9 protein-coding genes are annotated in these 11,958 nt (G+C 45.6%); 1 reads left to right on the forward strand and 8 read right to left on the reverse strand.

Annotated elements, in window-relative coordinates; translation table 11 throughout:
- Positions 1-98: 98 nt before the first annotated feature.
- The gene (locus tag EYS00_RS00875) at positions 99-1,166 is read left to right on the forward strand and encodes a sugar MFS transporter (RefSeq protein ID WP_242618596.1); all 1,068 of its coding nucleotides are present in this window, start codon (positions 99-101) and stop codon (positions 1,164-1,166) included.
- Positions 1,167-1,208: 42 nt separating this feature from the next.
- Here the strand turns inward: EYS00_RS00875 and EYS00_RS00880 are convergent, their stop codons facing one another.
- The 8 genes from EYS00_RS00880 to EYS00_RS00915 form a co-directional block, all read right to left on the reverse strand.
- Complete coding sequence (locus EYS00_RS00880) at positions 1,209-2,594, reverse strand: amidohydrolase family protein (protein ID WP_130634696.1); 1,386 nt, start codon at positions 2,592-2,594, stop codon at positions 1,209-1,211.
- Between the two features lie 78 nt (positions 2,595-2,672).
- Complete coding sequence (locus EYS00_RS00885; protein WP_130634697.1) at positions 2,673-3,698, reverse strand: AraC family transcriptional regulator; 1,026 nt, start codon at positions 3,696-3,698, stop codon at positions 2,673-2,675.
- Between the two features lie 46 nt (positions 3,699-3,744).
- Positions 3,745-5,058 carry a two-component system sensor histidine kinase EnvZ gene (envZ, locus tag EYS00_RS00890; protein WP_130634698.1) on the reverse strand — a complete coding sequence of 438 codons (1,314 nt, stop codon included), beginning with the start codon at positions 5,056-5,058 and terminating at the stop codon, positions 3,745-3,747.
- 18 nt (positions 5,059-5,076) lie between these two features.
- Positions 5,077-5,802: a two-component system response regulator OmpR gene (ompR, locus tag EYS00_RS00895; RefSeq protein ID WP_130634699.1), complete on the reverse strand. Its 726-nt coding sequence runs from the start codon at positions 5,800-5,802 to the stop codon at positions 5,077-5,079.
- Between the two features lie 108 nt (positions 5,803-5,910).
- Positions 5,911-7,005 carry a DUF2855 family protein gene (locus EYS00_RS00900; RefSeq protein WP_130634700.1) on the reverse strand — a complete coding sequence of 365 codons (1,095 nt, stop codon included), beginning with the start codon at positions 7,003-7,005 and terminating at the stop codon, positions 5,911-5,913.
- A 126-nt stretch (positions 7,006-7,131) separates the two neighbouring features.
- Complete coding sequence (locus tag EYS00_RS00905; RefSeq protein WP_130634701.1) at positions 7,132-8,040, reverse strand: phosphoribulokinase; 909 nt, start codon at positions 8,038-8,040, stop codon at positions 7,132-7,134.
- 112 nt (positions 8,041-8,152) lie between these two features.
- Positions 8,153-10,834 carry a DUF2339 domain-containing protein gene (locus tag EYS00_RS00910; RefSeq protein WP_130634702.1) on the reverse strand — a complete coding sequence of 894 codons (2,682 nt, stop codon included), beginning with the start codon at positions 10,832-10,834 and terminating at the stop codon, positions 8,153-8,155.
- A 104-nt stretch (positions 10,835-10,938) separates the two neighbouring features.
- Positions 10,939-11,880, reverse strand: a complete 942-nt coding sequence (locus EYS00_RS00915) for an ion transporter (protein ID WP_130634703.1) — start codon at positions 11,878-11,880, stop codon at positions 10,939-10,941.
- Positions 11,881-11,958: the final 78 nt, after the last annotated feature.

Genomic DNA, 11,958 nt, shown 5'->3' on the forward strand with positions numbered 1-11,958 from the left:
CGCCGCCCAATAACCATTGTGATATTTACTGGCTTCTACCTACTTGGTTTGCTGTTTTTAATTGTGGGGGTATACTTCTGCCAGACATTATCGTCGATTTGAATGTCACTAAAGCGGATGCCGGTGTGTTGTTTACGCTGTTTTCTTTAGGTTCTATGGCCGGTGCTATCGCAGGAGGTAAATATGCAAGTCGCTTTGACTACCTATTCTTATTGAGTGTTCTCATAGTGGTGAATGCGGTTACCTTGGTGTTTATGTCCTTGGTGACTCACTGGTATCTCATGCTCGTTTATGCGGGAATCATCGGTATTGTGGCGGCCACTATCATCACCATAGGTCATACACTGATTGCCCGCCTATACGAAGAAAAGCGCTTTAAAATGATGGGCATCATGGACTTTATGTTCAGTTTTGGTGCCCTATCAGCCTCTTTCTACGTTACTGGGTTGTACTTGTTGAGCGAAAATTGGCGACTTCCACTGCAGGTCATGGCCGGCATTATGTTTCTATTGAGTGCCTATACCCTTGCGTGCGCCGTACGTTCATCTAAATCAGTCTCTGGCGATGTGGCGACAGAGAGGAAAACACTGTCATTCAAAGTGGTACTGCGCCAACCCGTTTTTCTATTTATGGCTGTACTGACTTTTGGTTATGGCGCGATAGAGTTTGGCAACGCTAACTGGTTCGTGACTTATGCCCAAACCGGATTGGGATACACAGGTGAGCAAGCGCGTAACCTACTGGCTTGTTTTACGGGTGGAATGGTTATCAGTCGTTTGGTGTATACCTATTTTCTAAGGTTCGTCACAGTTCACCATCTCATTATGGTACTCGCCACAGGCACCTTGTTGGGTACCCTTTCTATCAAGCTGTTTACCGACTTATATCTATTGGGTTTAGGTAACTTCATTCTTGGCTTTAGTTTAGGTGCCTTATTCCCACTGGTGTTGTCGTCGGCCATGAACATTGACAGCGACAACGGCCCAGTACTGTCGGGCGTCAGCATTGTAGCGAACTCCATGGGTGTACAAATCGCATCATTTTCCACAGGCGTTTGGGCAAACAGTGCCACTATTAATGTGGCATTTTGGGTGATTCCTATGGCTGGGCTAGTCTTGTGGTTATCTAGTATTGGGTTTGCCTACAAGATGAAGGCAGCGCGATAACCTTCTTTGGTTACCACCTGTCCTGTAGCGCTTTTAACCCATCTAGTAAGCTTCGATGAGTGTGCCTAGCTCGCTCCAAAAACTTCGACTTGCAATGGCGTTGTTGCGCAGTTCAGTCAGCTGAATAGCATCAAACCATGTTCCTTTTTTAATGACTGCATCTGGGTTTGTCAGTATGTTTAGATTGTCCAGTGGATTACCTCTAGAGTAGATAACATCAGCGTTAAACCCTTCAGCAACTTGACCAATCTCTTCCTCCATACCAAGTGCCGTCGCAGGATTTATTGTCGCCGCTGCTATAACATCGAACCGAGAGAGCCCTGCTTGCTCCAGTAGTTTCATTTCACCATGGGTTGCCAATCCATGAGGTGACAATAGCACCCCCGAATCAGAGCCCACCAACAGCGGGATATCGGCTTGATGTAATACGCGGGTAATAGTGAGTAGAAATTGCATGGTAGTTTGATTGTGTTTGACCATGGCATCGGAGGCTTCAAGCCAGCGAGAGACCTGATTATTCTTAGCTTCTAAGGCAATAATACTCGAGGTGTATTCATCGGGAAGGGTATCGAGAAACGCTTGTTTTTGTGCGCTTATCATGGTCAGTTGATTGAAGATATTAAGTGTAGGAGTAATAGGTACTCCCGTTGCCTTAAGGTCATCACTAATCGGTGGAAGCAGTGCTTCGTCCATTTGATAGTTGAGGGGGCCTTGATAGATATCTTCTGCGTGTTCGAAAGATTGAAAACCAATGAGGGTAGATACTGGCATATCGCCAGAGGCGTGGGGACCATGTTTACCCAAAGGCATACCTGATTTATGGGCTTCGTCTACGAGTGCGGTCAGCGCATCTTGATTTAGGTTGCCATATACCTTAATCAGATCGTAGCCAGCCTCGCTAAACTCTCTCACCGCTTCTCTTGCTTGACTAGCCGTGTGAACCGTGCGGTGCATCGGCGCGTTGTCGTATCCAGAAACAATAGGGCTACTCACGGTCACCGTGCTACCTACCATAGCACCGTTGTTTAATGCTTCTCGCCACTCAAGATGTGCAGGAATACCATTCATTATTCGAACATGGGTCACACCATGGCTCAGCGCAATCGGAAAGGCAGCAGGTTCATACATGTGAACGTGCATGTCGATTAAGCCAGGGGTGAGGTAGCCATTGTCACCGTCGATAATAGAAATGTTTAGCGGTAAATTTGCTGGGTTGTACTCACTGATATCAAGTATTTTCCCGTTGCCCACATGAACATTCTGATGAGGAATCACAACCCGGTGCTTAATATCAATTACATTAACGTTAGTGATTACAAATTCACGGTCTGAGTAATGGGTAGGCTCGGCATTCGCATGTTCATGCAGAAGTGAAAGTAATAGCGCCAGTGCAAGCAAGACGTATTTTGTGGTGGTTGAAGGTTTCATAAATAGCTCCGTAGAAATTACGGTGCCAGACTATCTATGACTGCATGCTATATCGTCTAATAACGCGATAATTCACGTCTACAATCGTGATCCTGTACCTATTTGTTGCTTATACTCACTTGGAGTAACACCGACAACGGCTTTAAACACCTTATTGAACGAGGCTTTAGAGCTAAACCCCGAAGCAAGGGCTAGATCGGTAAGAGTATGAGGCGATTCCTGTTTCAATTGCTCACAGAAGTACGCTACACGACATTGATTGATGTATTCGTTGAACGAGACCTTTGCATGAAGATTGATCGCCCGTGAAATATCACGGGTTTGCAATCCGCTCAATTCGCTTAAATCACTGAGTGTAAGCCGTGGTGTCAAGTACCATTGCTTGTCTTTAATTTGTGCGTCGAGATCTGCATAGATACCCTCGAAACTTTCTGGTAACTCTGTGCTTTCTACAACGGCCTTTTGGTGGGTTTGAGCGGGTAATTGATTTCTCTCAACCAACTTTACGATGATGATCATACAAGCGACTAACCACACTACATTATTGAGTCCTTGACCAATAAGGTTCAGCTGATGAGGAATGTAAGGTTGCAGATTGAGTCTCACTAAATCAACACAGTTAAACAGTGCAAGGCCAATAATTATCCATACCAGCCAAGTCAGTGAGTAGTCATCTGCATCTGAACGCTCTTGGCTTATAGTGCGTTGAAACTGGGTTAGCATGTGCACGATTAAGCCCGCGTAAATCAATCGCCACAATGTGCCTATCGCAATCACTTCTTGAGTGAAAGTAGTAAAAAACAAAACCGGTACAACGGGCGCAAAGTGCCACAGTGCTCCCTTGGGTAGTGACTTTTCCACGAATAACTTTATGGCTAAATACGATGCTGGGCCAAACAGCATGATAAAGATGGGACTGATCAGGTAGATATCGCGAGTAATGCCTGTTTCTTCAAGAATATTAATAAGGGAAGCGACTAGCGTAAAAAAGAATAGCGCCGCAATGCCTCTAAATTCGGGCTTCTTCCACAAGAGAAGCCCACCGAGAATAGCAACCGTTGCCGTACCTGATTGAATGAGGTTGATAGGGTTAAGAGGATCCATACTCGACCAAAAATTGCGTGTTAGCGAGGAAGGGCGACCAGTCTTGTTACTTTGCAGGAATAAAAAATTCTGCAATTAGCCCTTGTTGCGGGTGGTTTCGCAGTGCCACTCGTCCATCATGAGCTTCTACTATACGCCGAATAATGGCTAAGCCAAGACCAGAGCCCGTAGAGTTTCTTGCTTTATCCCCTTGCGCGAAGGGCATAAACAGACTGTCCAGCTCTTCTTCAGGTATCCCCGGACCAAAGTCTCGTACTTTACAGTACACGCTCTTTTTCTGCTTATTGTAATAGCTGGTGACCTCAATATGATCAGAGCCGTACTTAAAGGCATTTTCGATTAGGTTATCTAACACCCGTTTCATCGCGATATGGCGCAAGCTCAATGTTGGGATTGGATTGAGATTAAGGCTGATATGATGCTTATCGTCGAGCTGACGCGCTTGTACAAGAGCGTTAATAATGTCGTTCAGATTAGTGTTTTCGTGTACTTCTTCATTGTCGAGACGGGCGTAGTCAATAAATTGGTCAATAATGGCATTCATATCCTCTATGTCGTTAACTATGCCATCTTTAATCCAGCTCTCCTCATCGGGCAACATTTCTGAAGCCAACCGGATTCGGGTGAGTGGTGTACGCAGGTCGTGTGATATGCCCGCGGTCATAATATTACGGTCGTGTTCAAGCTGCTTGATACCCAAATTCATGCGGTTAAAAGCACGGGTGACCTGAATCATCTCAGAGCTTCCAAGCTCTTTGAGCGGAGCAGGATGTTCTCCTTTACCTACCGACAGTGCAGCTTTTTGAAGTTCTTGTAAGGGCTGGGTCATACGTCTTACGAACAACCAGCCGCCTGCCACACTCAATATACCTATCACCATCAAGTACATAGTTAATGGTGAAATGTTAGCCTTATTTAAACCTGAAATTGGAAGGGCAATCCAGGTATCTGGATAGCGATCAAGTGAAATCCACACTGTATAAGGGGCGTTTTTGCCTTCCGACCGAGGTTGAGTGCTTATCCTAACATCAGCCAGTTGGTTGAGTTGGTTGGTCACCTGAGAAGACATAAATTGATAGTACACGGCATCGTCTAAACCGTGGGTTCTCGCGTCGCTAGTGTCATACACATGAACGTTAGTTTTGTCGGCGTATCTGAGTCTTCTCGCCTCATTGCTTACCAATAGGTCGTTGGCCAGCACGCTTTTGACTTGTGTGGCCAGCAGGCTATTGATTTGTTGGTAACTGGGTTGAATAAAGTAATAGGTTACCGACAAGTAAGACACAACTTGGTTAATCAATAGCAATACCCCGATGAGCATTACTGTTTGAGCAAAGGTACTTTGCGGAATGATACGCACGGCGTCAGACTCGATTATTTATACTTGAGTCTCACCATCGGGTACGAATACATAGCCTAATCCCCACACAGTTTGGATATAGCGCGGATTAGCTGGATCAGCCTCTAACATTCTACGTAGTCTTGACACTTGAACGTCGATACTACGCTCTAATGCACTGTAGTCCCTGCCACGGGCCAGGTTCATGAGTTTATCGCGAGAAAGGGGCTCTCGAGGGTGTGTTACTAGTGACTTGAGTACAGCAAATTCTCCACTCGTAAGAGTTAGCGGGTTGCCGTCTGCGGTCATTTCTCGGGTGGCTAAATTAAGACGATAGTTACCAAACTCAATAATTTGCACTTCTTTGGTTGGCGCGCCCGGTGCTTCAGTACTTTTACGACGAAGAACCGCTTTAACTCGTGCAAGCAATTCACGTGGGTTGAATGGTTTGGGAAGGTAATCGTCTGCACCCATCTCTAGGCCAATAATACGGTCAACCTCATCGCCTTTTGCCGTTAGCATAATAATCGGCAGCTCGTTTTCCGCTTGGCGAAGTCGACGACAAATAGACAGGCCATCTTCGCCAGGTAACATGAGGTCTAAGACCATAAGGTGAAAGTTTTCTCGCTCAAGTAAACGATCCATCTGCTCTGCATTTGCTGCAGAACGCACTTGATAACCTTGTTCAACGAGATAGCGCTCTAACAAACTGCGCAAACGCATGTCGTCATCAACAACGAGAATTTTTGAGGTTTCCTGTCCCATAACTTTACCTTACTACCGTTTTTATCACTATAACCACAAGTGAACAAACACTAAAGAGGCGATGGCATTAATCACCACACCTCTTTGTTACAAATAGTGTCAAACGGCTTAAAATGTAAGTACATTCAACGCTTTGGTATCTGCACTACCATTAAGTGTGTCGAGATAAAGCTGGACTATGTTGCCGGCACCATCCACACCTTTTTCGTAAAAAGTGTCTTGAACTTTGCTTGCAAATTGTTGCCATGCACCAGCGTACTTAGTTAAAAATGCGTCGTGTCCCCACTCCCCTTGACGCAGTTTAACCCGTGCCGGTGCGAAGAATATTTCGGCATCTAAGGCTTTCTTGTTAGGTTTCTCTGAGGCCTTCCAATCAGTGGCGCCAATTAACGTAACTGTCGATAGTTTTTCCCCTAAGTGACTACCTAAGGCATTTATTAAGCTGCCGTTAGCGGCAAAATCAAGGAGCCAATAGCTGTCGTTGCTATCAAGCTTGGATAAATCGTCGTAACTCACTACATCATCATAGCAATCAGAGGCGCTTACCATGTCAACATTCGACGGCGAGGTTAATCCAATAACCCGATAGCTCGCGCCTCGAGCGGACTTCTGCTGTTTCAACAGTTGTGCAGTACCCAGCGCTGTTTTGCTTGAAGCGCTAGACAATAACAGTGATTCACCATTAGATAGTTCAGCTACATAATCGTCGAGTACGAAGGAGGTCATAAAGAGCGGACGAAAGTTAAGTTGCCACGCTTCTCGTGTTGGGTTGTATCCCGGGTCGGCAGCGCAGCGTAAATACTGATCGTATACTGGGCTGATACTCTTACGGTTGGTGTGTATATCGATGAAGCCATGGGGGGCTACTTTCCCCGCTTTAATCACCCAGTGGCTTGCCATGGGGAGATAACCGAATACTTTTTCACCTTCTTTAATATCTGCGTGTTTTGACGCAACGACTGTCGCAAACCCCCATACTGGAACAATACCAAAGCCATCACCAGCGGGGAAAAAGCCCCAATATCCCATTCCGTGGCCAAGTGCGGCATAGGTAATATTGTTGGCTGAAAAGCCAAAACTGTCGGTACTTAGCACAACTTCATCGTCACCAAGAGTGGCGGTATCAATGGAATGGCTTACGGTTTTGGTGTTGTTGAGTTGATTTTTATCAACCCAAATCTGGGTGCTATTTATGATTGTCATTGTTCCCATCTCGTTGTGCTGGTTAGGCTATAACCTTGGCTCAACTCAATGAGATTTTCGACTCATTGATGACAATACTTATATATAGTTTGGGTCAATGGACAGATGAGATTTGTCCACTGGGCGTTAATCGTCCTCGTGGCTGAGCCAATCCATTTGATGACCAGCACGGCGTTTTTTATCGAGAAGATCCTCAATGAGTGGTGTAAGAATAAGCTCCATAGCGAGACCCATTTTACCGCCGGGAACCACTAGCGTGTTGATACGCGACATAAATGCGCCATCAATCATTTTGAGCAGGTAAGGGTAATCTACGTTTTTCATTTCCCGTCTAAAGCGCACAACCACAAAGCTTTCGTCTTGGGTGGGGATTTCTCGTGCACTAAACGGGTTTGACGTATCAACTGTTGGCACTCGCTGAAAGTTTACGTGGGTGCGAGAGAACTGCGGGGTAATATAGTGGAAGTAGTCATCTAAGCCTCGCACTATGCTGCTCATTACCGCTTCTCGAGAGTGACCACGGTCTGTGGTATCGCGAACAATTTTTTGTATCCATTCTAAGTTCACGATAGGTACCATGCCCACCAACAAATCAACGTGCTTTGCTACGTCGTTTTCTTCTGTCTTCACACCGCCATGTAAGCCTTCGTAGAAGAGCAAGTCAGTATTCGACGGTAAATCTTGCCACGGCGTGAATGTGCCTGGCATTTGGTTGAATGGCACCGCATCATCAAAGGTATGTAAATACTGCCTAAACTGGCCGGTACCTGAACTTCCGTATTCTCTGAATAAGGTTTCTAGCAATTCAAAATCGTTAGCCTTGGGGCCAAAGTAGCTGATATGTCTGCCCTGTTCTTGTGCTTTTCTGATTTCTACTTCCATTTCAGGACGAGTAAATCGGTGAAAGCTGTCACCACCAACAATAGCGGCGTTAACACTCAAGTTTCTGAATATGTGTCGAATGGCATTGGTGGTAGTCGTCGTTCCAGCGCCAGACGAGCCGGTGATTGCAATTATTGGGTGTTTAACAGACATAAGCGTTTGATTTGAAAATGACACGACTAGTTATAAGCTGTGTCACCCTTTTAATCAAGAGGTACGAGCTGCAACAAGGCTTATAGAACACAATAGTCTTCATAATTGAGTTTTATGCATTTTCTGGTTTTGGTGCGCTATTAAGCCGTTGATATAGCCATCCAATACCTACTAGAGACAGTCCTAGGCCTATAAATGAAATGGCGCGATACAAGCCCTCTAAGTTCGACATATCAACTAAAAACGCCTTGAGCAGCACGATAGCCAGCAGTATGAAACCTGCTCGTCCAATACTATTGTAGTGCCTGATTTGGCTGACAAAAATCATCAACGACGCGATTAATAACCACACTAACGAATACGTATAGAGTTCGGATTGCAAAATGTTGTCGTTAAACATGAGCGCGTTAGGGTGGTAAGCACCGCGAATAAGTCCACTGATGTATAGAAACCCTAAAGCACCAACCACACAAAAGCATAATGTATGTAAACGCTGTGGGATAAGGTTGAACTTGGCTAACCCTGTTAAGACAACAGCGGTTAGTGCCCATTGCACCAATAGCCAGTTAAAAATAAAGCCATCTCCGGTGGGTTGAGGTGCAATGAACGGGTTGTTGGCCACTGACACATCCACATGCAGCAAACCTGCGCCGCAAGCCAGCGCTATGGCAAAGCCTCTGTACCATTTTGCCATTGAGGAGAATTGTGCTCGGTACAAATATACGCCTGACAAAACCAACCAATTAAATGCTAAAAGGACGTACCCTTGATATCCCATCGATATACTGGGGTATTCTCCTAGTAGTAAATAACTGGTTTCAGTGGTAGTTAATAGGGCTACTACATGCACACCAGCACCTTCAATCCATTGTTTTACTTCGTTAATAGGGTTGTGCTTGCGAGCAAACCAAAATATTCCTAGTACAACGGGATAAACCACAATGCTCCAATGAATCCCCATAATGTGTTCACCAGAGTAATCGCTGAGCCATGGTGCAAAAGTGAGTCGACTGGTAATACATACCAATGCCACCTTGTAGAGCCACGTAGGTAGAACCACCTCGTACTTTTTGCTGAGAAAGCTCATTGCAGCGACTTGCACACTGAGCGCCAATGTTAGTGTGGCGGCATCCAAAAGCATGGTTAGTGTGAGAGTCACACAGGCGTTGGCGAGCAAGGCGTAAGTAAGGCGATTTACCGTGACGTTGGAGCGCCCAACAGCGAGCGTACTGACTATGGCGACTAAGCTTAGCTCGAGAGCCCACACTGGATAAAGATGAGGGGCAACCTCATTCGGAGACAAGGCGTAACTTATCCCTAGTAGAGACACTGGACTAACAATGAGTAGCAGTAAGTAAGCAGGTCGTTGAGTAAGGGTGATCATAGCCACGCTGTACACAAGGGCGACGAGAGCTGCGAGCTGAACAAAAAGATAGTTACCACTAAAGAGTAGTCTTAACTCGTCAATCTGCGCAGTTTTGGGCAATAGCAGGTAACTGTACAGGGAAAATGTCAGTGCAAGGTAGGGCCAAGTATCCAGCGCGCTGTATCGATGCGCTGCGCCCAGTAATACTGCAGCTATGGCGATATTGGCGATAACAATGTGACTCACGCTATCGAATAACGCAATGCTTATCGCAAGCATAATCAGTGAAAAAAGAACGCCCAAGTGTTCCTTTCTAGGCATGAGTAACTGTGCTGTAGTGAGAGGGGCTGACATTGTGTTAAGTAAGCGCCAACCGGCAATATCACTGAGCACAAACAGATAAATGCTGAATAATGAAAATAGTAAGAGTGAGCTGAAATCACTGTTGGAAGCGAAGGTCAGGGAAATGCCAAACCAACTAAAATGAGCCGCAAAGGCAAGCCACCACAACCATGATTGTCTGACGGCTTGTGACAACCAGACTGCAGAGGTTGAAACCACCGCAGTATAAATAAGAAGTGCAGTAACGTTGTTACTGCCCGTAGATACCAGCAAAGGTACCGCATAAGCGCCGATGATCCCTATCCACGCCAATAAAGGGCCAAACCTAAAGGCCAGTGAGCTTGCAGCGAGTGCTACTGCGGCAAGTGCGATAAAGGCGGCTTGTGGTGATAGAAAATGGTAAAAATCAAAGGCGACCAATACGATGGCATAACAAGTGACTACGCCTCCGCTAGCAATCGAAGCGCAGATATACGGTGTATTAATATTAAACCGTACTTTGTTTCTCGCCAGATATTCCGCAGCTGCAATAAGAAATACGCCAAAGGTGCCGCCAGCAATAATACGCACGATTGGAGGCAATAAACCCGCTTCGATAGCGTAGCGAGCGAGAAATACGCCACCAATAGCTAAAATCAAACCACCCAGCCATAACAATCCGTTTGCGCGGATAAAATCCGTGAAAGTATCGGCAAAGGACGGGCCCAATACGTCGGTAGATTTAGGGGTGGGTGCTGCTGATGTTGTGTTAGTGGTTACGCTAGGTGTCACGCTAGATGCAAAGCTTGTTTTGACAGGTGACGTTTGCGCTGGCTTTTGTAGCTCAATATTAGCTGTGACTGGTGTTGTTTGTTTCGTCTGAGGCTCTTCAGAAGTTACACTGATATTCGTCGCGGAAGAGGAAGAAGGTGCCTTTAACGCAATTGACGTTTTTAGTGCCGCCAGTTGTTTCTCTAACCATTCTTGTTGTTTTTTTAGCTGGGCAATCTCGCTGGTAAGTCGGCTAATTTTTCCGTTGTGCGTGTAGGCCATTACAACGCCAATGAACACGAAAAGTATCAGTATGAGTGCGGCAAAAACTTCCATTGCAATCCCTCGCAAATGTAAATATTTGTAATTTATAGCATAATTGTTCGACTTATGTACTGAGATTTACAGTGCAAGGGCTCACATCAATGATGGCTTCTATGTTACTTGTAGGTTTTTTTGTCGTGAGGATCTCCGTGATGGTGTTGTAGCAATCGAATGATTAATCGTGCTTCTTCTTCATCCATAGCCAGTAAATCGCGAATCTTCTCAATGTGCTCCACATCATGGCGACTCAGTTCACCATCGGCTAGGGCAGTTTCTACTGAGGCTTTGAAACGCTCCCTTCGCAATTGAATTTGTGCGGTAAAGCTCGATGACAAAATACCCGCAGGTAACGCGTAGAAACAAATACCCATGACGGTAATCAAACCGCCAAACACTTTTCCTAGCGGTGTGATAGGTACAACGTCACCGTAGCCTACTGTGGTGAGTGTCACTAAGGCCCACCACAACGAGGCTGGAATACTACTGAACTCTTCTGGTTGAGTAGCGTGTTCGATGTAGTAAATACAGGTAGCGGCAATAACCGTGAACAACATCAATATACTCAGCGCTGCCAGTAGAGCGTGAGCTTCGTTCTTAATGACCGTCACTAGGGTTTGTACTGAGCGAGAATAGCGACCCAGTTTCATGATTCTGAACACTCGGAAAATACGTAAAATGCGCAAATCTAAGGTAAAAAACACGCTTAGGTAAAATGGGAGTATGGCGAGTAAATCGATAATCGCCATGGGGCTCTTTAAGTATCGCCAGCGAAGCTGACGCTCGGACAAATGGGGGGCATTTTGTTGCGGTGCTGCTGCGCTACTCCACACTCTTAGAACGTACTCTACAGTGAACAAAAACACAGAGACTATCTCAATGACAACCAGTTCAGTGTACCAATGCTGGCTGATATCAGACACGGTAGATACCATCATTGCCGTCACGTTGATGATGATGAGTACAATAAGTGCCATGTCGAACCACTTGCTGGCACTACGGTGAGTTTGCGCCTCCTGATAGGGCGTAAGGATCTGATAACACGTAGCTTTCAGTGACATTCACTCTGATACAATTTGCTGACTATGCATTTACCATAGCAAATTACGCAGTGATTAGTGAGGATATATTGGTAGAGA

This window comes from Alteromonas sp. KUL49 (assembly GCF_006538345.1).
GTDB lineage: Bacteria > Pseudomonadota > Gammaproteobacteria > Enterobacterales > Alteromonadaceae > Alteromonas.

Excerpts from the sequence above, each read along its gene's own strand:
- EYS00_RS00880 (WP_130634696.1), bottom strand. The coding sequence starts at position 2,594 with ATGAAACCTTCAACCACCACAAAATACGTCTTGCTTGCACTGGCGCTA.
- EYS00_RS00885 (WP_130634697.1), bottom strand. The coding sequence starts at position 3,698 with ATGGATCCTCTTAACCCTATCAACCTCATTCAATCAGGTACGGCAACG.
- EYS00_RS00900 (WP_130634700.1), bottom strand. The coding sequence starts at position 7,005 with ATGACAATCATAAATAGCACCCAGATTTGGGTTGATAAAAATCAACTC.
- ompR (WP_130634699.1), bottom strand. The coding sequence starts at position 5,802 with ATGGGACAGGAAACCTCAAAAATTCTCGTTGTTGATGACGACATGCGT.
- EYS00_RS00905 (WP_130634701.1), bottom strand. The coding sequence starts at position 8,040 with ATGTCTGTTAAACACCCAATAATTGCAATCACCGGCTCGTCTGGCGCT.
- EYS00_RS00915 (WP_130634703.1), bottom strand. The coding sequence starts at position 11,880 with ATGTCACTGAAAGCTACGTGTTATCAGATCCTTACGCCCTATCAGGAG.
- EYS00_RS00910 (WP_130634702.1), bottom strand. The coding sequence starts at position 10,834 with ATGGAAGTTTTTGCCGCACTCATACTGATACTTTTCGTGTTCATTGGC.